The sequence below is a fragment of the Terriglobales bacterium genome, assembly GCA_035487355.1.
GTDB lineage: Bacteria > Acidobacteriota > Terriglobia > Terriglobales > Acidobacteriaceae > QIAW01.
Genome location: DATHMF010000073.1, coordinates 1 through 26,157, shown reverse-complemented (window position 1 = coordinate 26,157; position 26,157 = coordinate 1). Strand labels below are relative to the sequence as shown.

Below are 26,157 nucleotides of genomic sequence, written 5' to 3'. Positions count from 1 at the left end.
GGGACGAAAATTTCGTCCCTCTTTGCTTTTTTAATGGCGGAAGTGGCGCACGCCGGTGAAGACCATGGCGAGGCCCAGCCGATCAGCGGCTTCGATGACCTCGTGGTCGCGCACGGACCCTCCAGGCTGGACGATTGCGGTCGCGCCTGCCCTGGCAATTTCTTCTACGCCATCGGGGAAAGGGAAAAAAGCATCGGAGGCGGCAACTGTTCCCGCCAGGGGAAGCACTGCTTTCATCGCGCCAATCTTGCAAGAATCTATTCGACTCATCTGGCCGGCACCTACACCCACAGTCTGGCCTTCAAGTGCATACACGATTGCGTTGGACTTCACGTGCTTGCAAACTTTCCAGGCGAACAACATGGCGCGCACTTCTTTTTCGGTGGGATGACGTTTGGTCACTATTTTCAAATCCGACGCTGTGATGGGATGATGGTCCACATCCTGCAATAAGACCCCGCCCGAGATGTGTTTCAGAACGCACCTCATCTCCTTGGGGGTAATTTCTACAAGACGAAGGTTCTTTTTAGCGGCAAAGCATTGGCGCGCACCTTCATCAAAAGAAGGAGCGGCGATGACTTCTACAAAGAGCTTGCAGATTTCTTCCGCAGCTTCTTTATCCACCGGGCGATTCAGACCAATCACGCCGCCAAAAGCTGAAACGGGATCGGCTTCCAAAGCTTTCTTGTACGCGGTCACCAGATCGGTTCCGGTGGCGGTGCCGCAGGGATTGGTGTGCTTGATGATGGCGCACGCGGGTGCGCTGAACTCGTGGGCCAAATCCCAGGCGGCCTGCATATCCACGATGTTGTTGTAGGAAAGCTCCTTGCCCTGCAGTTGGCGTCCGCCGGCTACGCCCTTGCCGGTGCCGTCGGAATACAAGGCGGCATGCTGGTGAGGGTTTTCGCCGTAGCGCAAATCAAAAACTTTTTGCAGGATAACCCGCAGCGTTTGTGGAAAGTCTTCGCTGGGATGCATGGACTCCGGCGAGATGCGCTCCAGCGTGGAAGCAATTGCGGAGTCGTACGCGGCGGTGGTGGCGAAGGCCTTTTGTGCCAGACGCCAACGGGTAGCAGTGGAGAGCTGGCCACTCGACTTCTTCATTTCTTCAGCTATACCGGCGTAATCGGTCGCCGAGGTCACCACTGCGACATGCTCAAAGTTCTTGGCGGCCGAGCGGATCATCGAAGGCCCACCGATATCAATGTTTTCGATCAGCTCTTCAAAGTTCACACCCGTCCTAGCGGCAGTCTGCTCAAAGGCGTAAAGGTTGACCACAACCATATCAATGCAAGGGATTCCGTGCTCAGTCACAGTGGCGCAATGATCAGGATTATCGCGGCGGTGCAGAATGCCACCGTGCACCTTGGGATGCAGGGTCTTTACCCGGCCGCCGAGAATTTCAGGAAAGCCGGTGAGCTCAGAGATGTCCTTAACGGGAATACCGGAGTCGCGCAGCAACTTGGAGGTGCCGCCGGTGGAAACCAATTCGATATGCAGGGCGGCCAGCTCGCGGGCAAACTCCACCAGGCCGATTTTATCAGTGACACTTAGAATGGCGCGTTGAATTTTCAATGTGCTCCCCAGGGGAAGGTGTCCGTTGGGACACCGAACTAGAAATTATATAAGACAACTAACCAGCTCCAAGCTCTCAGCTCCAAGCTCCAAAGGTAAGTCCGAAGCTTGGGCCCGGAGAATGATTAGTTTATGGGATCAGCGGTTTTGCGCAGGCTGGAAATCAGACCGTTGAGAATCTTGCCGAGTTCCTTCGATTGCGACAGAAGTTGATCAGTCTGCTTGTCTGGTAAGTAACCGAGATCTTGGGCAAGCAAGAACTGGGTCTCAACCTCATTGACGGAGCCTCGGGCTTGCATCAGAAAATGTAGAAAATCACGCTGAGAATAGCGCCCTTTGCCTTCGGCAATATTAGAAGGAATTGAGACCGAGGCTCGGCGTATTTGAGAAGTCAACCCAAACATTTCTTCTCTTGGAAAAGTTGCTGTGAGCCGATAAATTTCGCGTACAAAAGCCATCCTTTTTTCCAGGCAATCAGGTCTCTATAAGAGTCCGCCATAAAGCCTTTTCATTTCCTTTAGCGCACTAAGATTATCAGTTTCCTCGGATAAGGATAGAGGCGAGTTTTGCTCTCTATCCCCCGGGTCACAGATTGGCTTAACTGCTGAAAAGAGTGAGGGGGTGAAACCCTTGGAGCTGAGAGCTTGGAGCTGCCTTCAGACTTTGGCTTTGGCCTTGAGCCGGACCTGTCCGTTTTCCAGTTCGACGGAGTATTCCACGGAATGGCAGCCGTATTCTTTGCGGATTTGTTCCGTCTTCTTCTGCAGGAAGGACTTGAAGGAATCAAAACCTGCGGAGCTTTGCTCGCCAGCTCTTTTCTTGGCTTCCATCATGGCCTGGAAGAGGGCCTGAACATTTTCGTGATCGGCCTCGACGTTGGAACAGCTCGTGATAAAAGCTTTGTTGGCGGCAATTTGCAGCGCAGCCGCAGCCGCATGCTCTTCCGCCGTGCGCACGCCTTGAACGCCCAGAACGGCGTCCTGAGGACGGCTGTAGCCCTCTTCCTTGATCTTCAGCTTCTTGCGCCAAAGATCGCTGAATACGGCATATTTTTGAGCAATGCTGTTATAACGGAAGCGCTGGGAAAAGTTCATCTTGCCGCTGTCGGAGTACTTCTTGATAAGCGTCTGAACCCGCCATTCGGTATCGGTTGGAGGTTTCTTGGAGCCGCCGCCGAAAAAAACGTCATATTCGACTTTGAGCCGGCGCATGTTATCTTCCAGCAAATTCAGCTCTTCGTCTACGGTCACAACTCAACTCCCTGGCCGAGGGTACACCCAAACACACACTTTTCCTACGAGCGCGAGATATATATACCACAAAATACAGGTGCAAGTTGCAAGCGGACCTGTTACTTACCTGCGGAGGCGGCAAGCTTTTTCACCATGGTGAGGACGATCTTGCGGTCGCTTTCATTCAGGTTGGGCGAATAACGACGGATCTGGGTCAGGAAGCGGACTTCTTCTTCCCCCAGTTGGGGAACTGTTTTTGGAGCACCGTTTTCGGCGACGGGCTCCACGAAAAATTGGGCCAGGGGAACATCCATAGCACCGGCAATCTTGGCCAGGGTATCGAGCGAGGGGATGGTATGGCCGTTTTCCACCCGGGAGAGATAGCAGCGCAAAAGACCTGTGCGCTTCTCTATGTCCCCCTGGGACATACCCTTTTCAAGCCGGAAGTTTCGGATGGTCTCGCCGATATTCATAAACAGTTCATAACGATACTAGAGCGTCACCAGGGGAGTGCGTGAATAGTAACCATAAGTAGGCTTTCTGGCAAGAACAAAAATTTTATAGGTAGCCTTGCAGCAAGGCGGTTACAGGCCGCAGACGACCATGCCATCACACCCAAATGTGACGTGTGCGGCCGTGTTTTACAACTGCAGCTCCAGAAAGATCGCGCCGGGCACCGGATTGGGGCGGTAGGAAGCGATCTCGCGAAATCCCAGGGCGCGATACATTTTAACGGCGGCGGCCATGGATTGGGGAATCGTGTCGAGGAGCATGCGGCGGTATCCGATCTCCCGCGCCTCGCGGATCAGGCGATCAGCTAACGCCATCCCAATGCCGTACCCACGATTCTCGGGCTTGACGTACAGACGCTTCATCTCGCAGACGGCATCGTCACCTTTAGCGTATTTATGCAGAGCGCCGCAGCCGATAGGCTCTCCCTCCCAGAAGGCCAAAAGCAACCGGCCTTCCGGCGGAGCGTAGTCGCCGGGCAGCGAAGCCAGCTCCTGTTCAAAGTTCTGGAAGCACAGGTCGAAATCCAGCGAGGTAGCGTACTGGTTGAACAGCTCGCGGGCCGTCTGGATATGCGCTGGCGACGACGCTTGCAGGATTTCCAAGGACATGAATAAGTTTAAACACAAAGGACGCGAAGGAAAAATCTTTTCGTCGCAGACCTGTCCCGCCTGCCCCGGCGTGCCGTGGGGCTTGCCGCGGATGAACGCAGATTAAAAATGGACCGCGGAGGCCTAAATTCACCCCATCAGCATGCCACCGTTGACGTTCAAGACGTGGCCGGTGATGTAGCTGGCAGCATCAGAGGCAAGGAAGCGGACGGCATTGGCGACGTCCTGGTCGCTCCCAACCCGGCCCAACGGAATCACCTTTAGGGCGCTTTCTTTCAGCTCGGGAGAGAGAGACTCGGTCATAGCCGTCTCAATAAAGCCGGGAGCAACGGCGTTGACCGTAATGTTGCGCGAGGCGACCTCGCGGGCGACGGCCATGGTGAGCCCGATAAGGCCAGCTTTGGAGGCGGCGTAGTTGGCCTGGCCGGCCTGGCCCATTTGTCCGAAGACACTGGTGATGTTAATAATGCGTCCCCAGCGCTGCTTGAGCATGGAACCAATGACCGCCTGAATGCAGAGATGAGCCCCGGTAAGATTGGTGGCGATGACCGAATCCCAGTCGGCACGCTTCATGCGCATAAGCAGAGTATCGCGGGTGACGCCAGCGTTGTTAACGAGAATATCAATTTTCCCAAATTGGTCTATCGCGGTTTTGGCAGCGGCCTTGATTTCATCTTCGTTGGCGACATCCATTTTGAAGGCGGCAGCTTCGCCGCCAGCGGCTTTGATCTCGCTTACAACCTGAGCGAGTTTCTCTTCATTACGCGCGGCCAGCGCAACTTTGGCCCCTGCCCGGGCCAACGCGATTGCGCAAGCACGGCCGATGCCCTGCGAAGCGCCGGTGACGAGGGCAACGTGGTCTTTGAGGTCTGACATCAAATTCCTTTCTTTGAAGGAAGCATTATAAAGAATTTGACCACAGAGGACGCAGAGATACGCGGAGTAATTTATTCAACACAGGCGTGGCAAAGATGCCCACGCAACAGCCAGCGCGACGTCAGGGGCACCACAGCTAGTCTTCGGGTAACTCTGCTACGGCAGCAGCGCTGCGATAAGGTGGCCTGGGTTTCTTAGGTGCGGTTACGTAGGCATACGGATCATCCTCGGGCACGTCTGGTTTTTTTGAACAGGCGTTTGATCCGTTCGATTGCTGCGCGAATTAAATCGGTTTTGTGGCTGTTCATGATCGTTCCTTATTCCGTAAATCGTACCATCATTTCATGGTCGTTCGGGTTATGCCGCACAGCGAATTACTCCAGTGTGAACGAGGCGGTTTCGTCCTCTCCTTCGATCGGGAGCTGTTGGGTGGCTTTGCGTTCCTTGTGAAACACGATGCGCAGCAGGGGCGGCGCGATCAGGATGGTCGCGGCGGTCATGAAGACGACGACGGCATAGGTAGAATCGGAGATCACTTTCATCTGCAGGCCAATCAGCGAAACGATGAGTCCAATCTCGCCGCGGGGGGTCATCCCTACACCGACCTGCAGGGCGGTGTGACGGCCTTGCTTGAGTACAGGCAGTCCGCATCCTATAACTTTGGAGAGGATGGCCAGAACAGAGATGATCAGCGCGGCGACTAGCACCGATCCGGTAAATAGATGAATGTTGAGCTGGGCTCCCAAAGTAAAAAAGAAATACGGCGTCAGAAATTCGCTGATGGCACCTACCCCAGGACGCAGGTTCCACTCCTGCGCATACTCCGCGAAGATCAGGCCGGCAAAGAAGGCCCCGATGATAGCGGCCAAACCAATCTTTTCAGCAGCAACACTCAAACCTAAACAGATGCCCAAGGCTATTATCAGTTGAGGATGGCGGGTGGACATGCGCCGCAAACCATGAGACACATGGCGGATGAGCCGCGGCGCAACAAAGATCATGAAAAGGGCAAAGCCGATGGCTTCAACCGCCAGGATCGAGATGGAAAGCCAGTTCACTCCCTGCGGGGAGGCAACTCCGATCACCAACGCAAGCAGGACCATTCCCAGGACATCGTCAAAGACCGCCGCGCTCAGAATGATTTTTGCCGAGGGAGTTTGCAGCAAGCCCATATCAGCTAGCACGCGCGCCGTAATGCCTACGCTGGTGGCAACCATGGCAGTGGCCAAAAACATGGCTTCGTGGGCGGGCTGGTGGCGCAAGAGCAGATATCCGAAGCCCAGCACGAAGGTAACAAACATACCCGATATCGCCACCTGAAGAGCTTTGCCGCCTACCTTGATAATTTCCTTCGGCGACGTTTCCAGACCCACCATGAATAAAAGAAAAATCGCGCTGACCTGGGCGAGTGAGTACACGGTGGCGCTGGGGCGGATGACACCTAACGCGTAGGGGCCAAAGACAATCCCGGCAAGAATTTCTCCTAGAACAGCCGGCAAAGAAAGACGCTCGAAGATTTCACCAAAACACTTCGTAACGGCGAAGATGACAAAGAGGTCGAAAAGCAGTGGGGTGGGCGCGGGCATTCTTTCAGTTCTCGGTTCTCAGTTCTCGGTTCTCAGTCATCTGGGTCATTTCGACTTGTAAGGATTTTGCCGTGAATTCAGCGCCCCGGCTACAAAAATCGGAAGTGGGTGTTGAAAAAAAGCGGGAGATTACAACGGGAAGGAGGGCAGACAGCATCTTAAGAATGTAGTCCTTCGTCGGCCACTTCAGCCCCTGAGGCAATAGAGCAGGGGCTCCACTAAAGATTCAAAGATATTGATGAAACCAGCTCTAGCTCTTACGAAGTGCTTTCGGTACCATTTTGCGAGGAGGATTCGGCTTCCGTGGTCACAACTCAGAACCTGACGCAATCGCCTTCTGCGCTGCGGGAGGCGCGCTCACCCTTCTTTTTCAATTCGTCGGCGCACCTGATGCGCATTGGCCGGCAGAAGGCCACCACGCTGGGCGAACTGGCGGAATGTTTGCCATCTTGCCCCGATGATTCCATCTTCCAGCACATGTTCCAGACCTTGCAAGAGCACCATTACATCAGCGAAGGGTTTTCCAACGATTTTGCCCACTGGGCGTTCGCCGCCTGTAATGAGATCGGACTGGCGGAGCGGCTGGCCGGAATTGACGTGCGCGAATATACCTCGATCAAATCGCTGCGCGAAACCTTGCTCGAGATCATGGAAGATTACCTGAAGAAGAACCCGGGCGCCCGCGACCGCACGGCATTTGAACCGTTTTATTTCTGCGCCAGTGATACGGTGGTTGTGCCCACTCCGCTGGTAGCCCGCAATCTGGCCGAGTTCGCCGATGGGTTGAAGCAGGTCAGCATCAACAGCATTCATTACCACTTTATCCAGGCGCGGCTGCGGATCAAGTTAAACTCCAATGATTTTTCCGTCTGGTTGGGAGAAGAGTTGGGACTAAAACCGCTCGCCGACCGTGTCAACCGAATTGATATTTACACGGCCACCTTGCAGGATGTGCGGCGGCAAATTCTTAAAATCATTGAGCAGGCGTTGTAAGTGCGATTGACGATTGCAGAAGCACGATTTTGTCAGAGGCGACGGCTATGAAAGAAAAGGTTGTCAAACAAATTCCGCAAACTCCGGAAGTTGTGCCACAGGATGGAGGCGTTGGAACCGGGACGCTCGAGCAGCAGACGTCCTCGGAAGCGCCCTCTGCGCAAGCCGCAGGTTTTGTAGAGCGGCGCGATCCCAATCGAATCGCCATTCCCCCGGGGCCGGAGCGCCGCAAGAAATACAAGGTGAGCGAGACGCCTCCGCCGCCTCCGCCGCCACCTGAACTCAATGATTACGAGCCCATCATTGGCAAGGCGGCCATTGATGAGCTGCATTTTTTGGCGCAACCCTTGCTCGGCAAAACCGTAAAGATGGTCAACTCGACGGCGGTGGGCGGAGGCGTGGCAGAAATTTTGAACCGCCTTATCCCTCTGATGAACGAACTCGAGGTCCACACCAAGTGGGAGGTCATCACCGGGGGCAACGACTTCTTTGAAATCACCAAAGGATTTCACAACGCGCTGCACGGCGGAGAGTTCAACGTCACCAAAGAAATCCTCGATCTTTTTCTGATGTATAACGAACAGAACCGGCAGCGCATGCAGTTTAACGAAGATCTGTTCGTGATTCACGATCCGCAGCCGGTGGGGCTGATTCGCTCGCGGGGAGAGCGTGGGCGCTGGATTTGGCGGTGCCACATTGATCTTTCCAATCCGCACCCGCAGGTGTGGAATTTTTTGCAGCCCTTCGTGGAGCAGTACGATGCCGCCATCTTTTCTTCTCCGGCGTTTACCCGGCAGCTCGCGATTCCGCAGTATTTGTTTTATCCCTGCATTGACCCGCTTTCGGAAAAAAATAAACCCGTGGAGGAGGCGTTTGTACAAAAGGTCTGCGAGGATTTCGGCATTGACCGCTCGCGGCCGGTGCTTACACAGATTTCCCGTTTTGATCGCCTGAAAGATCCTGTGGGAGTGGTGCAGGCCTACAAGCTGGCGAAGAAGTATGTGGATTGCCAGCTCGTCCTGGCCGGCGGCGGCGCCAGCGACGACCCGGAAGGCGCGGCTGTGCTGGCGGAAGTGACGGAAGCGGCCGGGGACGATCCGGATATTATCATCCTGAATCTGCCGCCCTGGTCGGCGCTGGAGATCAATGCTTTGCAGCAGGCCTCGACCATCATTATCCAGAAGTCACTCAAAGAAGGCTTTGGCCTCACCGTGACCGAAGCCCTGTGGAAGGGCAAGCCGACCATTGCCGGGGCCGTTGGCGGAATTCCTACGCAGGTGATTCACAAACTCACCGGCATGCTGGTGCATTCGGTCGAGGGCTGCGCCTACCAGATTCGTTATCTGCTGACGCATCCTGATTTCGCCCAGCAGCTCGGCAAAAACGGCCGCGAACATGTGAAAGAAAATTTCCTGATGACCACCAACGTCAGACGCTGGCTGGTTTTGTTTCAGATACTGCTGGGTGTAGTGAGACCGGTGTAAAAACAACTCCAACTGCTTATCGCGGATTTCACGGATCACGCGGATTTTAGTATTCACCGCAGAGGGCGCTGAGGCACGCAGAGGATTTTCTTTGGAACTGCATTTATTAAAATCCGCGGTGAGCAAACAAAAGCCCGGCTCGCAGCCGGGCTTTGATTTATTTTCAGGAGACGCTCTGCTGGCATCTCTCTTAATGCTTACGAGGCGTGCTTTTTGAGGACTTCCACTGCGCGTTTCAGTTGGTCATCCTCTTTCTTCTGCTCGGGTTTATTCGCTTGTTCGCCCTCAGGTGCTTCTTCTTCTTCGGGGACAAGCGCATCCTGTTCTGAAGCCACCAGAATATTCGGGGTCACGGCATTGTCTTCAATCGCCTTGCCTGAAGGCGTGTAGTACTTGGCGATAGAAAGAATCAGCGCGGAGCCATCAGGAATCTCGATGACTTTCTGCACCGAGCCGTTACCAAAAGTCTTGTCGCCCAGCACGTCGCCGCGGGCGTTATCGAGAACGGCGGCAGCTACGATTTCGGCTGCGCCAAATGTGCTGCGGTTGACCAGCACCACCACGGGCAAAGTTGTAATTGCCTTCTGCGGATCTGCGTTGTAGCTTTCACGCGCATATTTCTGGCCAGAGAGATAGGTAATCAGGCCGTGATTCAGGAATAAATTGGCGACGGCGATCCCTTCCGAGGGCTCTCCTTCGGCAACATTGCGCAGATCGAGAATCAACTTTTTCGCGCCGTTGTGCTGCAGCTCTTTGACCTTGGCGGCAACTTCCTGCGCTTTGCCCTTGTTGAGGGCATCTACCTTAACATAACCCACACCCGCTTCGAGCATCTTGTCTTCTGTGGCGGGAATGCTGACCACGTCGCGAACTACAGTGATCTTTTGCGGCTCGGCGCGGCGGGCGCGAACCACTGAAAAATTGATATTGGAGCCGGGCGTGCCGGAAAGCATGTCATGAATCTCGGCCAGGGAGAGCTCGCGTGTACTCTTACCCTCGATGGCTTCCAGAATGTCTCCGTTCTCAATGCCGGCTTTGTCGCAGGGGCCGCCGGGAATGATGGCAACGATGGCAGCATAACCAAAGCGCTTGGAAACGATGGCGCCAATATCGGCTTTGCCATCTGATTTGTGCACCTTGTACTTCTTATATTCTTCGGGCGAGAGATAGCTGGAGTTGGGATCGAGCGATTCCAGCAGCCCATGCAGCGCGCCATCGGTCACGGCCGGCATGTTGGGCTCTTCCACATACTCGCTGCGGATGCGCGAGAGCACCTCGCTGTAAACGCCCAGTTCTCGGTAAGCTCCCTCGCTCTTTCCGGCAGAGGCGTAGACACCGAGGCCGCCGGCAATCATGAACAGGACGAGAGTAATTGATATTGCGATAACAACCGCTTTAACTCGGGTGGACATCATGTAGATATTTCCTGATTAGATATAGTTAGACGCTCGATCCGTGCTTTCGCTGTTAGTGTTTGGGGGCAGGATTTGGCGTAAACCTAATGTTTCTCATTATACGATGGATTTAGATGGGGGCTGGGATGAAAAATGTCCCAGAAAAACATAAAAGATTAACCACAAAGGGCAACGAAACGGCTGTTTCATAATCGGGTTTGGATGGCAGATTGAAGACAAAACTCGCAATCCCCTGGCCATGGCCACTTAGTCATCGTCCTAATTCACAACAGAATGAAACCAACGTAATGTTTGCCGCTGAGATGGCTCCATTTAGTATGTGTGCCTCTTAGCATCTTTAACTTTGCCTCAAATACTACCTGTCTGTATTCAGCTAAGGTGTGGTTGGCTGTAATCGCTGGCTCCCCCCGCGGTTCCACATCACAGAATTGGAGCATACCCGTGGGAAGATGGATTCGGGCGGTACTCACCGCACTAGTAATTGCAGCACTGCCTTCTGCCTTGGCGCAGGTTGGGCCTCAGCGGCCCACCGTCTCGACGGGACAAACCCAGCCAGTGCAGTCGTCCTCGCCGTCGGCATGTTCATTCCTTAGCGCTCCGGGCGCGGTCCCGGCATTCTGCGACACCTTCGACCAGCCGGCCGGAACCGGGAATCGCTCCGGAGACCTGAACGGCACCGTATGGGGTGTTTCCCGGCTGCTCGGAGGAGTCAACTCGGGGCAGGGCCAATACTACGATGCGTCGCCGACCATCATGCAGAAGTGCGGGGTGAGTGTTTCGGTTCAACCTCCCAACGATGTCGCCATCTGCAACGGCCAGGTCGTCGAGGCGCAGACCGATCAGCACGGCGTGACCTCGCTGGCCATGTATCCCAAGCAGCCCTTCGACATCGCCGGGCGCACCGGCACCGTCGCCTTTGACGTGAGCGACGACAGCCACGGCGCCCATCGCGCCTGGCCGGAGTTCTGGTACACCGATAAGCCTATGCCGGCGCCCTTCACTCACTTCAGCTCGTTGCAAGAGGTCCCTAAGGATGGTTTTGGCGTTCGCTTTGACGCCTTCTGTCCAGCGTTCGGGGATCCCGGCTGTGGCATCCGGCCTGCCTGTCCGGAGTATCCGATCAGCGTCTCGGTCATCTCGGTCGGTTCAGCAGATGTCATCAACAACTATGCCACGAACGATTCTTTCACAGATGTCACCCCGGGCCCGATCTCGGTACAGGTCGTCGGTTGTGTGAAGGCGTCATCCGGACCGGGAGACATGAATCACTTCGAGCTGCGTGTCTCGCAGAATGAAATTGATGTCTACGGCGTTGATGCCGGCGCGGCCGGTCCTCTGAAGAAGATTGCGGTCATTACAAATATGAGCCTTACGCTCACCCGTGGCTTGGTTTGGCTGGAAGATGTCCACTACAACGGCGACAAAGACGGCCCCGACCAGGGCACCCACACCTTCACCTGGGACAATCTCGCCTTTGATGGCCCGATACTGCCTCGCGATCTCGCCTTTGATGTTCTGGACCGGCTCTCGCTCGTTGGTCCTGGATATCCTGGGTTGCTCAACCTGGGTTGGCCGCTTTCGCCTGGCGGTCCGCCGCTCACCCTCATGGTGTCGGGCGTTTACAACATCGATAAAGCAGCCGCCGCCATTCTGACCTTCAATTATTCCACCGATAACCCCATCACCTTGAGTTATCGCGTGAACACTGGCGTCTGGCATGATCAGCCCTGGCCCTTCGGCGCCTGTTTCTCACAGGGTGGCTTCGTATCCTGTGGTTCCAAGACGATCTCAGTGCCGGTGCCGCTGTCTGAGGTGCAACCAGGCACGAACACAATTCAGTTCAAGACCGCCGATACCACCAATAATCTGGGCATTTCCAACGTTGACTTGATATTAGTCGGCGCCGGCGGAATCGTATGCACACTAAACTGTCCTACAACAACCACCCTAACGTCATCGAACAATCCCTCCAACTTCGGTGAACCTGTCACATTTACTGCGACGGTGACCAGCAGTGGCATCCCATCGGGGAGCGTCACCTTCAACGATTCCACCACAGCTCTGGGCACAGTCGCGCTCAACAGTAACGGAGTCTCAACCTTCACCACCTCTGCCCTGGCGATCGGCAATCATATGATCAATGCGGTGTACGGCGGCAATGCGAATTTTACCGGCAGCACCGGATCGCTGAATACGAATCCACAGGTGGTGAACCGGGCCCGCAGCACGACGGCGCTGACTTCTTCAGCGAATCCTTTGGTGTTCGGACAGTCAACCACGTTCACAGCAACGGTAGCGGCAGTCGCCCTCGGTGTAGGCACGCCAACCGGCACAGTGCAGTTCAAGGATGGGGTGGCCAACCTGGGTTCTCCAGTAACGTTGAGCAGTGGCACAGCGGCGTCACCCCCGATTACATCGTTATCGCCGGGGACACACAGCATCACAGCCGTCTATAGTGGGGATACAAACTTCAGCCCGAGCACTTCGCCCGTATTGAATCAATTCATATACGGCAGCGGCTCAACGGCTACCACGACGACCATCTCGAACGTTGCCGTAGCCAACCGGACTCCGGGGCAGGAGCTCGGCAAAGTGCACCTGAAACAGACCATCACCATGACCGTAACGGTTTCAACCGCCTCCGGAATACCGAGCGGAAACGTGGCGCTCGTAGATAATGGCGTGCCGCTTGGTCCTAACGTCAGCCTTCCCCAAACCGGCAGTACACAGGTCGTCATGTTTGAACCCTTACAGGTTGGCCTCGGTAAGCACAATATTGTTGCGACTTACTTTGGCGATGCCACGTTCCAACAAAGCTCATCCGCGCCCAGCGTGATGAATCACACCCCCAGACCACGCTAGGCTCTGCAAAAAGCCTCTGCGTTCCTCCGCGCCCTCTGCGGTTTAATTTTAGAAAGTGGGAGCGCAGGAAGCCGAATGGTAAAATAAATAAATTCCCGCACTAAGCGGGCGAAGCCCGTAACCCTTCTTAAGCAGTTTGCCGTGGCGGTGTAGCTCAGGTGGTTAGAGCGACGGTCTCATAATCCGTAGGTCGTAGGTTCGAGTCCTACCGCCGCCACCAGAATTTCTCCAATAACTTTCAAGCCTCTAGTCTGCCTGAAACTGCGAACTTAACTGGAGCGTGGCGCAGGTCTTGCGGCCAGCTTTTCTATTTCCGGGTAAGACGCTGGAGAAAGCACCGTACGCTCCGGCGGCTGGGTATGGGTTTGAATTGCCCGCACCATCATCTCAAGGGCAACATCGGCGGTTGATGGATTAATAATGGAAGCAGTCAGCAAACCTTGGCGAATCCACTCCGGGCCAGTATCAGGACAACACAGGGAGCCGAGATAAGGCAGATTCATCCACGACTCCAGTTCACGCTTAGGCACGTCCTGTCGAAGGGCCTGCCGCGCACCGATTGCCATTTCGTCATTTTGTGCAGCCACCAGATTTACCGGTGCGTCGTGCCGGGTCCCCAGCCGCAACCAGCGTGTCACGGCCTTGGATGCGCCCTCCTGGGTCCAATCCGTCGTCAAGGTTTTCACCTGAATATTGGCGGGTTTAACGCTCAGCATGGAACTCAAGCGCTCTTCCGTATTGGGATGACCGCTAGGACCAAGCAGACACAGAGCCAAGCCACCCTGTGGAAGGAAAGCTCCCATTTGCCTTGCTTGGATTCGCCCAACCTCCTTGTGGTCAATGCGAACGGAAAACATCGGGGTCTTATAGCTGCGACGAAAGTCTTCAATATAGGCGGCTTCACGGCTCAGGATCGCCCAACCCATACCGGCTGCCGCGGCAGAGCGTGCCACTTGCAGCATGGTGGTCCCGACGGGAGCGCACAGTATTCCGTCAGGCCTTAAATCGTGCGAAGAATGGATGACTTTCAGCAACTTGTCGCCCTGGTCGATTGCGTCGTTTACGGCAAAAACGACTTCGACTTCCACCCCAAGGCGATTGGCTGCCTCCTGTACGGCGGCAGCATTCTGCCTCTGATAGCTGCTTTCTCGCTTTCGCAACGAAACCAGGAACTTAAGTTTCTTCACATCACTCCCCTCGCATTACACCACCAGCGCGAGGATAAGAATAGCCAGCTTTTGGAAGAAACTCCAACTCTGTTTTTGCAGACTCTCTGAGGATAAAAAACAAAGCCCTGCGCTCCGATGGTAGCGCAGGGCTCTTTGTTTTGGCGCGGTTCAGCGATGTTTGATGAAGCCGCCGGTGTGCAATTCACCGATTGCCTGACGCAATTCTTCCTGCGTGTTCATCACAATCGGGCCGTACCAGGCAACCGGCTCCTCGATCGGCTTGCCTGACACCAGCAGGAAGCGGATACCCTCGTCGCCGGCCTGAACCGTGATCTCGTCGCCGCGGCCAAACAGCACCAGCGAGTGATTGCTGACGTCGTACTTGGCCGGGGCGTTGGGGTCGGTGGCCGGCTCCGTTAAAACCGCACGCGGAGCTGAGGCCTCGCGGAACGTGCCCGATCCGGCGAAAACATACGCGAAAGCATTCCGCGTGGTTTCCACCTTGAGCCGCTTCCTCTGGCCGGGCGGGACCGACACATCCAGGTAGTTCGGATCGGCGGCCACGCCCTCGACCGGTCCCTTCTTGCCCCAGAACTCGCCGCAGATGACGCGCACGCTGGTGCCATCATCGTCAGTGATCTCGGGAATCGCACTCGACGGGATGTCCTGATACCGCGGATCGGTCATCTTCAGCGATGCTGGCAGGTTGGCCCACAGTTGGAAGCCGTGCATACGGCCCTGCGTGTCACCCCTTGGCATCTCCTGGTGCAGAATACCGCTGCCTGCGGTCATCCACTGCACGTCGCCGGCAGTCATTTTGCCTCTGTTGCCCAGGCTGTCGCCGTGCTCCACCGAGCCTGCCAGGACGTAGGTGATGGTCTCGATCCCCCGGTGCGGATGCCAGGGAAATCCCGCCTGGTAATCTTCCGGCTTGTCGTTGCGGAAATCGTCGAGCAGCAGGAAGGGATCGAAATCCTTGGTTTTGCCGAAGCCGAAGGCGCGCTGTAGTTTCACACCCGCGCCCTCGATGGTCTGCTTGGTTTGAATAATTTCTTTAACTGGACGGAGCGACATAATTTTTCCCCTTTCTGCGCCGCCGGGCCGCGTTGTTTTGATGCGTATCAGCGGCGGATGATTCACGCCTTCACGAACTGGACCTCCAGCGTGATGGTCACGTCGTCGCCGACGAGAATCCCACCGGTCTCAAGCGCGGCGTTCCAGGTCAGGCCGAAGTCCTTGCGATTAATCTTCGTGGTCGCCGTTAACCCCACACGCGTATTGCCCCACGGATCTTTGCCCGGAGCCGTCGGTCCTTCCACGGTGAACACCACACTGCGTGTGACGCCGTGGATCGTCAGATCTCCCGCCACTGCCAGGTCGCCATCGCTGGCGCGGGTGATGCGGGTGGACTTGAAAGAAAGCGTGGGGAACTTCTCCACGTCGAAAAAGTCGGCGCTCTTAAGATGCGCATCGCGCTGGGCTTCATGCGTGTTGATGGAGGCAGCGTCGATCGAGGCCTCGACACGCGAGTTGATGACCTTGCTTTCGTCCAGGGTGAGTGTGCCCTTGACGCCGGTGAACTGCCCCTTCACGTTCGAGATCATCATGTGCTTGACCTTGAACTCAGCAGTCGAGTGCACGGGGTCAATGTTCCAGGTTGTGGTTGTGGTAGCGATTTGTGGTGTAGCCAGTGTGCTCATAGTGTTTGTCCTTTCCTTTCTTCTCCTATTTGATTCGTTAACACGATATTCGTTGCAACAAATAATTTGCCCAAAAAAATCAGGCTGCCTCGAGCTGGCGGCGCGCCTCCTGCAGCAGCTCCATGAGCTGCCGCAGGCGCTGCCGGCCCAGGTGCCCTAATTGCTTGCGGTGCGCTTCCTGCACCGGTTCATCGAGCCGGGCCAGGAGCTTGAGTCCGTCGGGCGAGATCCGGGTCAGCACCATGCGCCGGTCCTTTGTTTCCCGGCAGCGTGCAACCAGGCCGCGCTTCTCCAGGCGGTCGAGCAGGCGGGTGATGTCCGGGTCCCGCGTAATCATGCGGCTGCCGATTTCGCCGCAGGTCAGTCCTTCTGGTGCACCGCGCAGGATTCGCAGCACGTTATACTGCGTCGCAGAAAGATCTTCCGCCTTGAGCACATGGATCACGCCGCGTGACAACATGTCTGTGGTGCGGAACAGCTCGAGAAATACCGCCTCCTCAACCGAACCGGTGCGCCGCCGTTTGCTCTCGGTCTGGGCTGCTCCCTTCATACAATCAAATATTAGTCGTTATAACAACTATTGTCAAGACGACATTTTTATTAATGTCTCCCAGTATCGTCCCAGTTCGTCAAAGCTCAAGTGCTACCCAGCCTCTGCGTTCCTCCGCGTCCTCTGCGGTTTCATTTTTCTCACGTACCCGACTCTGCATGCTGGCGCCAATCACAACCGTTAATAAATACCTGCAACGATTGGCGCAATAGATTCACAATGTGTTAAGTTTGCTTCCCAAAGCAACAGATTGCGAGCCCACCCACCATGTTTAACTTCGATATTGACGGTATCGTCCAGGATTGCACCCCTCAGTTCAGCCTGGCTGCGCCGGCCGCAGCCGGACTCAATGCCCTTCTCGGATTTCTAGCAGAAGATCCTGACGTTGCCGACGTCCGCTGGGCGGCTTATATGTTGGCCACGGTCCGACGCGAATGCGCGAATAAGTGGGTCCCTCTGGAGGAGTTTGGGAAAGGAAAAGGGCATGCCTACGGCGTACCCGTCACCGTCACCGCTCCTGACGGCACTACCTTTACCAATACCCACTATGGCAGAGGCTACGTGCAGTTAACCTGGAAGCTGAACTATACCAAGATGAGCAATGCCTTGGGCATGAACAATGACTTGCTGTTTCACCCGGAACACGCGCTGGAACCGCAGACCTCGTACAAGATCATGTCCTTTGGCATGCGCAACGGAAGCTTCACCGGCAAGAGCCTGCACACCTATATCCACGACAGTAACTGCGATTACCTGAATGCGCGCCGCATCATCAATGGTCTTGACCAGGCCCCACTGATCGCAGGCTATGCCAACACGATCGAAGGCATTCTGCGCAGCCATCAGCAGCCGGTGCCGGCACAACCGGCAGCGGCACAACCGGTCGCCGCAGCAGCAACAGGTAACTCTTCAACTCCCTAAAAGCCGCTCTAACAGGCTGCGGAAAAACCCTCTCGGCGCGCATCGGGGTGAGCGCGAAGCGAGCGCCGCATTGCGCGAGCGTAGCGCGAGGGTGTAGCAGCCCGGGTTTGGCTGCGGAACCCTTAGATAAAAGCGGACTGCCGACTGAGGACTGCTCCCAAAATCCTTTATACTTCTAACTTCTAAATTGAAAACCATTGCCATCATTCCCGCGCGCCTTGCCTCCACACGTTTGCCAAGAAAAGTCCTGCGCGAAATTGCCGGACGCCCCATGCTGGCCCACGTTTATGAAGCCGCGCGCAGGTCTCCGCAACTGGCGGATGTGATCGTCGCCACCGATTCCAATGAGATCGTAGAGTTATGCAAAAAAAATAGCTGGAGTGTGCGCCTGACCTCAGCCGAGCACCGCAGCGGCACCGACCGCGTGCATGAAGTCGCGCAGAGCGTTGACGCCGACGTCTACATTAATGTACAAGGCGATGAACCCCTCGCACGGATTGAGCACATTTTTGCCCTCATCGAACTGATGCACGACCCCGCGGTTGAAGTCGGGACTATCAAGACGCCCTGCTCACCCGAAGACATCAACAATCCCAGCGCGGTGAAGGTGGTTACCGATCTCAAGGGCCGCGCCCTGTATTTTTCCCGCGCCACCATTCCCTGCGACCGTGACCAGGCCGGCCAAGTCCGATACTTCAAACATCTTGGCTTCTACGCCTATCGCAAAGCGGCGCTCGACCGCTTCTGCAAATTGCCGGAATCCGAGCTGGAACGCAACGAACGCCTGGAGCAGTTGCGCTTTCTGGATAACGGCATCGAGATCCACGTCGCCGAAACGCCGTATGACACGATTGGGGTAGATACGGAAGAGGACCTGCACCGCGCCGAGAGGTTCCTGAAAACGGTATCATCCTGATATCAAATCCTTGATCTCTTAGGAAATATCTTTCATCATTGTCCTTGAGGTGTGCCCAGAGCACGCCGGGCTGGCGCCTTTTTAGGTCTTTGAAAATTCATTTGTCTGGCGGGATTACACAACCATGACGGGTGCGCTGCGCATTGCCTCTTCTGGCAAAATCGTCTATTGAGCACTACACTTGCTCAGCTAGTGGTGGAAATATCTCTTATTTGTCTTTTATTTTCAGTAACTTAACGCTGACATAGACTACCTAGCAAGTACCCCTCTCACCGCTACTTGACACCGGATTTCTGCGCGAACTGTTCGGCCGCAGCGATTCTTCTCGCGACTGCCGGATGCGAGTGAAACAGCCACTCCACAAAGCGCGAGGGCTGGCGCTCGCCGAGGTTTTGCTCGCAAAGCTTGTTCATCGAGGAAACAAAGGGCGCGATGGAAGGAATTGATTTCCAGCAGTACAGGTCGGCTTCGCGCTCGTTGTGGCGGGAGTAGGCATTCAACAGCGGCATGAGCAGCAGAGAAAGCAGCGCGAAGACCAGGGCGAGAAGCGGCAGGCTGGCGAAGTCGGACATCTGCTCGAACATGTGCCTCCGCTCGATGGCGTAGCGCATGACGGTATCCACGGCATAAAACCCAAGGAAGGTCACGGCCACCTGCACAATGATCGATTTGAAAATATGCTTGTGCACGTGATGCCCTAATTCGTGGGCCAGCACGGCTTCAATTTCATCAGGTGTGTAATTTTCCAGCAGCGTATCGGCCAGGATGATGCGCCGGGTTGCACCCAGGCCGGTGAGCGCGGCGTTGGCCTTTTTGCTTTTTTCGGAAAGCTTCCATTCGTAAACCCCGCGCACCCGCGTGCCGGCGCGCTCACTCAAGCGCACCAGACGGTCGCGCAACTCATCGTTTTCCAGCGGATTAAATTTATAGAAAAGCGGAAACAGGACCACGGGCGCAATCTGGGCAAAAAATACGGAGAGCACAATAAAGATAATCCAGGCCACCAGCCACCAAATCTCAGGCGCAAAGCGGATGGTTAGATAAAGCAGTTCAATCAAGATGGAAAATAGAACCAGGCTCACAAAAAACGCTTTGACTTCATCGGCGATCCAGCCACGCAGCTTTTGATTGGAGAGATTAAAGCGGTGCTCGAGGCGAAAGCCGTAGTAATCGAGCGGCAAGCTCAGCAATTTTGCCAACAGGGCCAGCTCGAAGACGTAAAAGAATACGGCGAGCGGATAACTATTATGGTACGAAGCCTTTAATGCGATGTCGCGCAGCTCGCCGGTCCATCCTGTAGCCAGCAAAACTACCAGGAGAGCAATGCCCAGGACACTGTCACCTATGCCCAGCCAGCGGCGGATGCGGTTATAACGCTTCGCTTCAGGCGAGTCGTGAGGAAGAATACCGGATTGGAGAGCGTCGGGCATTAGAAACCTCGCTGGCGCTCAACCGATTTTAATGCGACTCTAATTGCGGACAAAGTTTTCTGCGTCGTGGAGAATCTGCTTTACCAACTCCGGCGCGGCCGCCTCGGAGTAAATGCGCAGCAGAGGCTCGGTACCGGAGGCGCGTAATAATACCCAGGCCTCAGCGCCGTTGCCGTTGGTGGGAGCGTCAAGGTAAAACTTCACACCATCTATTGTATCCTTGCGCAAAATCTTAAAGTGGCCTAACTGCTGCGGGCCGTTCGAAGCACGGCCGATCGCCCGGGTCTTCATGTCATCGGGGATGTGCAGGTCGAGACGCCCGTAATAGTGAGGACCGTATTCGCGCTGCAAATCTGCCACCAGTTGCGCGAGAGTTTTGTTTTCCTCGGCCATCACCGCCGCCAGCAAAAGCGAGTTTAGGATACCATCGCGCTCGGGAAGATGGCGGGGGATGCCGATGCCTCCGGATTCTTCTCCGCCGATGAGGATCTCGCGCTCCAGCATGAGATCGCAGATGTACTTGAAGCCGATGCCGCACTCGTGCAGCCTGCGTCCGTAACGGGCGGCGATGCGGTCGAGCATACGCGTGGTGTTAAAGGCGCGCACGACTTCTCCCGGCCACTTCTTGCGCTCCAGCAACCAACGCAACAGCACGGAATAGACCTTGTGCGAATCCACGAAGCTGCCATCTTCGGCGACGGCGCCGATGCGGTCGGCGTCGCCATCGGTAACAAAACCGGCGTGACACTTTTCGCGGACCACGGTCTCCTGCAACATCTTCACATGCGGCTCGATCGGCTCAGGATTGATTCCAGGAAACAGGGGATTGATCTCGCCGCGAATTTCCACAAATTCGATGCCGCGCTCGCGGAATATGCCAGCCAACATGCCACGCCCGGCGCCATACATGGCGTCAATAGCGAATTTGAAGCGGGCTTTGGCGATGAGGTCGAGATCGGCAAATTTCGTGATGGCCTCGATGTAGGGTTGCTTGAAATCGGTCTCGGTGATTTTGGCCGCGCTGGCAGCCTTGGGCGCAGCGCCGGCGCGAAATTCGCCTTCGATCTTGGCGATAATCGCGGGCGTGGCGGAGCCTCCGTACTTGGCTTTGAATTTAATGCCGTTCCAATTCCAGGGATTGTGGCTCGAGGTCACCACGACTCCGCCTGCGGCGCCCAGGTTTTTGACAGCATAAGAGAGTGCAGGCGTGGGGGTGGACTCATGCGCCAGGCGCACGGGAATTCCCGCCGCAGCGACCGTTTCGGCAACGAGCTGGGCAAAACGTCCGGACTGGAAGCGGGTATCATAGGCGACGACGAGGCCCTTGGCCGGATCCTCGTTCTTGAGGATGTATGAGGCAATGGCGGCAGAGGCCAAGCGCACATTTTCAAAGGTAAAATCGTCGGCAATGACGGCGCGCCAGCCATCGGTGCCGAATTTAATTTGTTCTTGGGGCATGTTATTTGTTCGCAGAACGGCAGCTCGCTCGCGTCGAGACCTAGCATGCCACGTCTCTACAATAGTTTCTCCAGCTTCTTTTCGTCCAGGTGCTTCACAATCTTACCCACGTCCTGGCAGTTTTCGCGCGTGGTGATGAGCAGGGCGTCATCGGTTTCAACCACCACCAGATTTCTTACTCCAACCACCGCAACAAATTTTTTGGGAGCGTGAACGAAGTTGCCTTCCGCATCCAGGGCAAAGCTGGCGGCGCCGTTGATGACGTTACCGCCAGCATGATCTTTTGCAGCGTGGTAATCGTACAGGGCGGCCCATGACCCCAGATCATTCCATCCAAAGGCAGAGGGAATGCAATATAAGTTCGATGCGTGCTCACCCTTGGCCGAGCGGGGTTCGAGCAGGGCGTAATCCACGCTGATGTTCTCGCACTTGGGATACAGCCGGGTAAACGTCCTGGCAAAGCCGGGAGTGCCGAAGGCAGCGGCGATCTCCTCCAGATAAGGAGTGGTCTCAGAAAGGTGCTCGCGCAACGCCCGCGTCAATGTTTGGGCGCTCCACACGAACATGCCGCTGTTCCAGAAATAATTGCCCGCGTCGAGGAACTCCTGGGCGCGCTCAGCGTTGGGCTTTTCCGTAAAACGCTTCACGCGAAGCAAGCCTTTGGGCGCCTTTTCGCCGGCCTCGATGTATCCGTAACCGGTTTCGGCATGGGTGGGACGGATTCCGAGCACCACCATGTTCTCGCCCTGCGCAGCGACCTGGATTGCCTGGCTGATAATTTTTACAAACTTATTTTCATCGGCGATGACATGGTCGGAAGGAAACATGCCGATGACAGCCGCGGGGTTGAGACGCGCAAGGATGAAAGCTGCCAGCCCGATCGCGGGAGCAGTGTTGCGCCCGATGGGCTCGGCAATAATTTGTTGCGGCCTGACGCGTGGCAGCTGAGCGGCAATCACTTCGCGCAGATCGCCATTGGTAATGACCCAAAGAGATTTTTCTCCCGCCAGCAGCTTTAAGCGTGAAACCGTATGCTGCACCATGGTGCGCTTGCCATCGAGTGCAAGCACCTGCTTGGCACGGCGCTTGCGGCTCAAAGGCCAGAAGCGGGTACCACGGCCTCCGGCCAGGATGACGGGATAAAAGTTTTCCATTGTTTCCAGTTCGAGCAAGTAGCCTGGTGTTCGCCACCTGCCACTATAACGCAAGCATTCTCGCCAGATTCTTCGCTGCGCTCAGAATGACAATCTAAAGTTCATTACTTCTGGTCGCTGGGCACAGATTGCGGCACCTTGACCTCTTCCTGCGGCAAACAGATATGCAAGTATTCCAGGTTCTGCTGCGGACGAACTCTGAAATTGTTAATGCTTGCCGGAACCACGACAACCTCACCGCGCGAAAATGGGACTGGATCTTTGTCTTTCGCCAAAACCAAACCGCTGCCCTCCAGCGCCACTACGATCTGTACAGAGTAAGGCGGCATGTGCCGGGTGATCAGGTGTTCTTTGGTTTCCGGCAAAGTGCGTTTGTTTACAACAAAGCAGGAGGAGGTAATCAGATTCAGATTCCCATTGCTTCCGCTGGGCGGTATTTTGCCGGCAAAAGTCTTCTCTTTAATCACATCAAAAGCTTCGCTCAGGTGCAACTTGCGCGGCCGTCCGTAGTCGTAAAGACGATAGGTCAGATCGGAATTCTGCTGGACTTCCACCAGCACCGATCCTGGACCGATGGTGTGCACGGTGCCGGCGTCCACGTAGATCAGGTCGCCGGCAGCGAGATCAATCCAGTTGAGCAGCTCCTCGGCGCGAGTTTCGGCGATGGCGCGCTCCAGTTGTGCCAGTGTGGCTCCCTCTTTGAGTCCCAGAGCAATCTGCGCGCCGGGCTGGGCAGAGTACACGTACCAGCACTCGGTCTTACCGTTGGGCTCGCCGTGGCGGCGGGCGCCCTCATCATCGGGATGCACCTGGACCGAAAGTTTTTCGCAAGGGAAAAGAAATTTTACAAGCAGCGGAAAACGGCTGCTGCGAGGAGCTGCCTCGCCAACGAAATCACATCCGAACCTGCCAGCCAGCGTGGCCAGACTTTCCCCAGCAAACGGGCCGTTGGTGACACGGCACTCGTCGCCGGTAAGCCAAACCTCGCCGATGGGTGTTTGCTCGGGGGTACGCCGATACTGGTAGAGAGGCGCCAGATCGCGCTTTCCCCAGATGCGCTCGACAAATTGTGGAGCCATTAATAATGGATACCAATGAGACATGACGATAGAAGAATATTGTATTTCAAAGTACTCAGAGGACGGGTCCGCAGTAGATCAGGTTAGAGACGTAGCAAGCTACGTCTCTACGATCCCGGATACGAAGACACCCAGCGCTCCTCTTACAGCGCAGCGAAGAACTTCTTCATCCGCTCCAGGCCTTTATCCAGCTCTTGGCGCGAGGTCGCATACGAGATGCGAATGTGCTCCTGGGTCCCGAAGGCTTCGCTGGGTACGGTAACTACATGCGCTTCGTGCAGCAATTTTTGAGCAACATCGGCCGGAGAGTTGACGCCCTTGCGTCCGAAGAAGGTAGATATATTCGGGTACACGTAAAAAGCGCCACCGGGCTTAACACAACGAATGCCGGGAATTTCAGCCAGTCCTTCCAGAACGCGGTCGCGCAGACAGATGTAGTCGGCACGCATCTCGGCGACGCACTCCTGCGGTCCGTTCAACGCAGCTACGCCGGCTTTTTGCACCACTGAGGTGCTGTTAGAAGTGGATTGTGATTGCAGCTTTTGCATGGCTTTGGTAATCGGCGCCGGCGCGAGGGCATAGCCGAGGCGCCATCCAGTCATGGCATAGGTCTTGGAGAGCGAACCGATAATGACGGCATGTTCCTTGGTCTCGTGATACGCGCCCACGGAGATGTACGCTCCGGAGAAATCCAGGTAGGAATAACACTCATCGGCGATAACGTAGATGCCACGCTCGTGGCACAACCGCATGATGGCGCGCATGTCCTCGGGCTTGACCACAGCACCCGAGGGGTTCGACGGCGAGTTCAGGATCATCGCCTTGGTGTGTGGCGTGATGGCCTGCTCGATCATCTTAGGCGTGAGCTTGAATCCGTTGCTCTCTTCGGTTTCGACGTAGACCGGAACGCCGCCGGCGTATTGGATGATGTCTTTAAACGAGACCCAATATGGGATGGGCAGAATCACCTCATCGCCGTGGTCCACCAACACCTGGATGGCGTTGAAGAGCGCCAGCTTGCCTCCGGTAGAGGCGATGCACTCGTCGCGATTGTAATTCGATCCGAAGTCGGCGCCGTGGCGCTTGACGATGGCCTCGCGCAGCTCGGTAATGCCCCCCACCGCGGTGTAACGCGTAAAGTTGGTGTTAATAGCGGCGATGGCGGCGTCTTTTATATGCTGGGGCGTCGAGAAATGCGGCTCACCGGCGCCGTAATCCACCAGGTCGGCGCCCTGCTCGCGCAGTTTGGCGGCCTCGGCGACCACCGCCATGGTGGCCGAGACCTCAATGCGGTTGATTCTGTCGGAGAGAAGTTTGGTCTTCAGTGCTGGGGTCGTGGTCATAAGATGTTTGTCTTCTTTTACTTTTTTGTTATTTAAGTTCTGCCGTTCAATTTTTCCTGAAGCTGCTTTTCTACCTGTTCGGGAACAAGCCCGGTTACCGAGCCTCCCAGTTGCGCGATCTCGCGTACCAGCCGTGAACTGAGATATGAATACGAAAGCGCCGGCATCATGAAAACCGTTTCAAGCCTGGGCTGCAGCTTGCGGTTCATCAACGCCATCTGCAGCTCAAATTCGTAGTCGCTGATGGCGCGAATGCCGCGCAACACGGCTTGCGCTTTTTTCTTCGTGGCGTAATCCACCAGCAGACCGTCGAAGGTATCAACCTCGACGTTCTTCCAGCGCTTGCTGCGAACCATGGCCTGCAGCATCTCGCGGCGCTCGGTGATGCTGAACAGCGGTTGCTTTTCTGAATTACGCAGAATGGCAACGATCAGACGGTCAAAAATTTTGCTGCCGCGTTCGATTAAGTCAATGTGTCCGTTGGTCAGCGGATCAAACGAGCCGGGATAAATGGCGATGACTTTGCTCAAAACTCGGCCTCAGGCACGCACAGAACCAGATAGATTTTAATTCCCACCTGTCAGTTGAGTCCAACGAATTAAGGTAATTTCAAGATACAGCCGGGGACGGCCCACGGCTCACCGGGGCAGGCTGTGCCACACAAGCTATGCGCCGGCGGCACAGAGAAGGCAACGGGGCTCGCTAGCGATCGAGCCCCAAAGCCCAGGAGGAGCCAGCTTTTCGTGGAAGAAATCTGCAAATATCCGCCTGCTCCGCGGTAAAAGTCACTTTCTTGCCGCCATCTTTATCGGCGGCTCGGATTTCGAGTGGGCAGCAGCGTCCTTTCCGTGAGCAGGAGCCTGGGCGGCAGCCTCGGAACCGTTGGTGCGCGTGCCTGAATGATCTTTCAGACCCACAGCTTTGCGCACTTCGACTTCGAGCTTGGCGGCAGCATCCTTATTTTCCTTGAGGTAAACCTTGGAATTTTCGCGGCCTTGGCCGATGCGTTCACCGTTGTAGCTGTACCAAGCGCCGGATTTTTCCACGATGTTGTGGAGGACGCCCAGGTCGAGCATATCGCCCAGCTTGGAGATGCCCTCACCGTACATAATGTCGAACTCGGCCTCGCGGAAGGGGGCAGCGGTCTTGTTCTTCACAACTTTAATCCTGGTGCGAGAGCCGACCACGACATCGCCTTCTTTCAGGGCCTGGATGCGGCGGATATCCACGCGCACCGAAGAATAGAATTTGAGGGCCCGGCCGCCGGTGGTGGTCTCGGGATTGCCGAACATC

At 55.8% G+C, this 26,157-nt stretch carries 24 protein-coding genes and 1 tRNA gene; 6 read left to right on the top strand and 19 right to left on the bottom strand.

The genetic code is table 11. From position 1 onward, the window contains the following. Positions 1 to 30 precede the first annotated feature (30 nt). The 7 genes from purH to VK738_13160 all read right to left on the bottom strand — a co-directional run bounded on the left by purH (position 31) and on the right by VK738_13160 (position 6,390). Positions 31 to 1,575 carry a bifunctional phosphoribosylaminoimidazolecarboxamide formyltransferase/IMP cyclohydrolase gene (gene purH, locus VK738_13190; GenBank protein ID HTD23606.1) on the bottom strand — a complete coding sequence of 515 codons (1,545 nt, stop codon included), beginning with the start codon at positions 1,573 to 1,575 and terminating at the stop codon, positions 31 to 33. 125 nt (positions 1,576 to 1,700) lie between these two features. Then, complete coding sequence (locus VK738_13185) at positions 1,701 to 2,045, bottom strand: four helix bundle protein (GenBank protein ID HTD23605.1); 345 nt, start codon at positions 2,043 to 2,045, stop codon at positions 1,701 to 1,703. 186 nt (positions 2,046 to 2,231) lie between these two features. After that, positions 2,232 to 2,825 (bottom strand): MXAN_5187 C-terminal domain-containing protein, encoded by a 594-nt coding sequence (locus tag VK738_13180; GenBank protein HTD23604.1) that lies wholly within the window; start codon positions 2,823 to 2,825, stop codon positions 2,232 to 2,234. Between the two features lie 101 nt (positions 2,826 to 2,926). Then, positions 2,927 to 3,280, bottom strand: a complete 354-nt coding sequence (locus VK738_13175; protein ID HTD23603.1) for a helix-turn-helix transcriptional regulator — start codon at positions 3,278 to 3,280, stop codon at positions 2,927 to 2,929. 168 nt (positions 3,281 to 3,448) lie between these two features. Continuing rightward, entirely contained in the window at positions 3,449 to 3,928 is a 480-nt protein-coding gene (locus VK738_13170) for a GNAT family N-acetyltransferase (GenBank protein ID HTD23602.1), read from the bottom strand. Positions 3,929 to 4,057: 129 nt separating this feature from the next. Next, positions 4,058 to 4,804 carry a 3-oxoacyl-[acyl-carrier-protein] reductase gene (gene fabG / locus VK738_13165; protein HTD23601.1) on the bottom strand — a complete coding sequence of 249 codons (747 nt, stop codon included), beginning with the start codon at positions 4,802 to 4,804 and terminating at the stop codon, positions 4,058 to 4,060. A 374-nt stretch (positions 4,805 to 5,178) separates the two neighbouring features. Then, the gene (locus VK738_13160) at positions 5,179 to 6,390 is read right to left on the bottom strand and encodes a cation:proton antiporter (protein HTD23600.1); all 1,212 of its coding nucleotides are present in this window, start codon (positions 6,388 to 6,390) and stop codon (positions 5,179 to 5,181) included. 303 nt (positions 6,391 to 6,693) lie between these two features. Between VK738_13160 and VK738_13155 the strand changes: the two genes are divergently transcribed. Then, positions 6,694 to 7,383 carry a DUF5752 family protein gene (locus tag VK738_13155; protein HTD23599.1) on the top strand — a complete coding sequence of 230 codons (690 nt, stop codon included), beginning with the start codon at positions 6,694 to 6,696 and terminating at the stop codon, positions 7,381 to 7,383. A gap of 47 nt (positions 7,384 to 7,430) precedes the next feature. Beyond that, the gene (locus tag VK738_13150; GenBank protein ID HTD23598.1) at positions 7,431 to 8,867 is read left to right on the top strand and encodes a glycosyltransferase; all 1,437 of its coding nucleotides are present in this window, start codon (positions 7,431 to 7,433) and stop codon (positions 8,865 to 8,867) included. Positions 8,868 to 9,064: 197 nt separating this feature from the next. Here the strand turns inward: VK738_13150 and VK738_13145 are convergent, their stop codons facing one another. Next, positions 9,065 to 10,282, bottom strand: a complete 1,218-nt coding sequence (locus VK738_13145; protein HTD23597.1) for a S41 family peptidase — start codon at positions 10,280 to 10,282, stop codon at positions 9,065 to 9,067. A 441-nt stretch (positions 10,283 to 10,723) separates the two neighbouring features. Here VK738_13145 and VK738_13140 point away from each other — a divergent pair, with 441 nt between their 5' ends. Next, positions 10,724 to 13,144: an Ig-like domain-containing protein gene (locus VK738_13140; GenBank protein HTD23596.1), complete on the top strand. Its 2,421-nt coding sequence runs from the start codon at positions 10,724 to 10,726 to the stop codon at positions 13,142 to 13,144. Positions 13,145 to 13,287: 143 nt separating this feature from the next. Beyond that, positions 13,288 to 13,364 (top strand) — tRNA-Met (locus VK738_13135). Positions 13,365 to 13,413: 49 nt separating this feature from the next. Here VK738_13135 and VK738_13130 read toward each other — a convergent pair. From VK738_13130 to VK738_13115, 4 genes are all read right to left on the bottom strand, one after another. Then, entirely contained in the window at positions 13,414 to 14,331 is a 918-nt protein-coding gene (locus tag VK738_13130; protein HTD23595.1) for a substrate-binding domain-containing protein, read from the bottom strand. 150 nt (positions 14,332 to 14,481) lie between these two features. Beyond that, entirely contained in the window at positions 14,482 to 15,387 is a 906-nt protein-coding gene (locus VK738_13125) for a pirin family protein (GenBank protein ID HTD23594.1), read from the bottom strand. 62 nt (positions 15,388 to 15,449) lie between these two features. After that, the gene (locus VK738_13120; GenBank protein HTD23593.1) at positions 15,450 to 16,013 is read right to left on the bottom strand and encodes a YceI family protein; all 564 of its coding nucleotides are present in this window, start codon (positions 16,011 to 16,013) and stop codon (positions 15,450 to 15,452) included. A 79-nt stretch (positions 16,014 to 16,092) separates the two neighbouring features. Further along, on the bottom strand, positions 16,093 to 16,563 hold the full coding sequence (locus tag VK738_13115) for a MarR family transcriptional regulator (GenBank protein ID HTD23592.1): 471 nt from the start codon (positions 16,561 to 16,563) through the stop codon (positions 16,093 to 16,095). Positions 16,564 to 16,830: 267 nt separating this feature from the next. Here VK738_13115 and VK738_13110 point away from each other — a divergent pair, with 267 nt between their 5' ends. Together VK738_13110 and kdsB are read left to right on the top strand one after the other, a co-directional pair. After that, the gene (locus VK738_13110; GenBank protein HTD23591.1) at positions 16,831 to 17,484 is read left to right on the top strand and encodes a hypothetical protein; all 654 of its coding nucleotides are present in this window, start codon (positions 16,831 to 16,833) and stop codon (positions 17,482 to 17,484) included. Between the two features lie 187 nt (positions 17,485 to 17,671). Beyond that, a complete protein-coding gene (gene kdsB, locus VK738_13105) occupies positions 17,672 to 18,400 on the top strand; it encodes a 3-deoxy-manno-octulosonate cytidylyltransferase (protein HTD23590.1) in 729 nt (242 codons plus the stop codon). Between the two features lie 275 nt (positions 18,401 to 18,675). Here kdsB and VK738_13100 read toward each other — a convergent pair whose 3' ends face one another. The 7 genes from VK738_13100 to VK738_13070 all read right to left on the bottom strand — a co-directional run. Then, positions 18,676 to 19,830, bottom strand: coding sequence for a M48 family metallopeptidase (locus VK738_13100; protein ID HTD23589.1), 1,155 nt, complete (start codon positions 19,828 to 19,830; stop codon positions 18,676 to 18,678). 39 nt (positions 19,831 to 19,869) lie between these two features. Then, a complete protein-coding gene (locus VK738_13095) occupies positions 19,870 to 21,288 on the bottom strand; it encodes a phosphoglucomutase/phosphomannomutase family protein (protein HTD23588.1) in 1,419 nt (472 codons plus the stop codon). Positions 21,289 to 21,344: 56 nt separating this feature from the next. Then, positions 21,345 to 22,442: a mannose-1-phosphate guanylyltransferase gene (locus tag VK738_13090; protein ID HTD23587.1), complete on the bottom strand. Its 1,098-nt coding sequence runs from the start codon at positions 22,440 to 22,442 to the stop codon at positions 21,345 to 21,347. A gap of 104 nt (positions 22,443 to 22,546) precedes the next feature. Then, positions 22,547 to 23,521, bottom strand: coding sequence for a type I phosphomannose isomerase catalytic subunit (locus VK738_13085; protein HTD23586.1), 975 nt, complete (start codon positions 23,519 to 23,521; stop codon positions 22,547 to 22,549). Positions 23,522 to 23,664: 143 nt separating this feature from the next. Next, positions 23,665 to 24,864, bottom strand: a complete 1,200-nt coding sequence (locus VK738_13080) for a pyridoxal phosphate-dependent aminotransferase (GenBank protein HTD23585.1) — start codon at positions 24,862 to 24,864, stop codon at positions 23,665 to 23,667. A gap of 32 nt (positions 24,865 to 24,896) precedes the next feature. Then, the gene (gene coaD / locus VK738_13075; GenBank protein ID HTD23584.1) at positions 24,897 to 25,394 is read right to left on the bottom strand and encodes a pantetheine-phosphate adenylyltransferase; all 498 of its coding nucleotides are present in this window, start codon (positions 25,392 to 25,394) and stop codon (positions 24,897 to 24,899) included. Positions 25,395 to 25,649: 255 nt separating this feature from the next. Further along, on the bottom strand, positions 25,650 to 26,157 hold a 508-nt coding region (locus VK738_13070), incomplete at its 5' end, for an intein-containing recombinase RecA (GenBank protein ID HTD23583.1).

Bases quoted from the DNA above. Each gene is read 5' to 3' on its own strand.
- VK738_13175 (HTD23603.1), bottom strand. From the start codon at position 3,280: ATGAATATCGGCGAGACCATCCGAAACTTCCGGCTTGAAAAGGGTATG.
- VK738_13170 (HTD23602.1), bottom strand. From the start codon at position 3,928: ATGTCCTTGGAAATCCTGCAAGCGTCGTCGCCAGCGCATATCCAGACG.
- fabG (HTD23601.1), bottom strand. From the start codon at position 4,804: ATGTCAGACCTCAAAGACCACGTTGCCCTCGTCACCGGCGCTTCGCAG.
- VK738_13160 (HTD23600.1), bottom strand. From the start codon at position 6,390: ATGCCCGCGCCCACCCCACTGCTTTTCGACCTCTTTGTCATCTTCGCC.
- VK738_13150 (HTD23598.1), top strand. From the start codon at position 7,431: ATGAAAGAAAAGGTTGTCAAACAAATTCCGCAAACTCCGGAAGTTGTG.
- VK738_13145 (HTD23597.1), bottom strand. From the start codon at position 10,282: ATGATGTCCACCCGAGTTAAAGCGGTTGTTATCGCAATATCAATTACT.
- VK738_13125 (HTD23594.1), bottom strand. From the start codon at position 15,387: ATGTCGCTCCGTCCAGTTAAAGAAATTATTCAAACCAAGCAGACCATC.
- VK738_13120 (HTD23593.1), bottom strand. From the start codon at position 16,013: ATGAGCACACTGGCTACACCACAAATCGCTACCACAACCACAACCTGG.
- VK738_13115 (HTD23592.1), bottom strand. From the start codon at position 16,563: ATGAAGGGAGCAGCCCAGACCGAGAGCAAACGGCGGCGCACCGGTTCG.
- VK738_13110 (HTD23591.1), top strand. From the start codon at position 16,831: ATGTTTAACTTCGATATTGACGGTATCGTCCAGGATTGCACCCCTCAG.
- VK738_13100 (HTD23589.1), bottom strand. From the start codon at position 19,830: ATGCCCGACGCTCTCCAATCCGGTATTCTTCCTCACGACTCGCCTGAA.
- VK738_13095 (HTD23588.1), bottom strand. From the start codon at position 21,288: ATGCCCCAAGAACAAATTAAATTCGGCACCGATGGCTGGCGCGCCGTC.
- VK738_13090 (HTD23587.1), bottom strand. From the start codon at position 22,442: ATGGAAAACTTTTATCCCGTCATCCTGGCCGGAGGCCGTGGTACCCGC.
- VK738_13085 (HTD23586.1), bottom strand. From the start codon at position 23,521: ATGGCTCCACAATTTGTCGAGCGCATCTGGGGAAAGCGCGATCTGGCG.
- VK738_13080 (HTD23585.1), bottom strand. From the start codon at position 24,864: ATGACCACGACCCCAGCACTGAAGACCAAACTTCTCTCCGACAGAATC.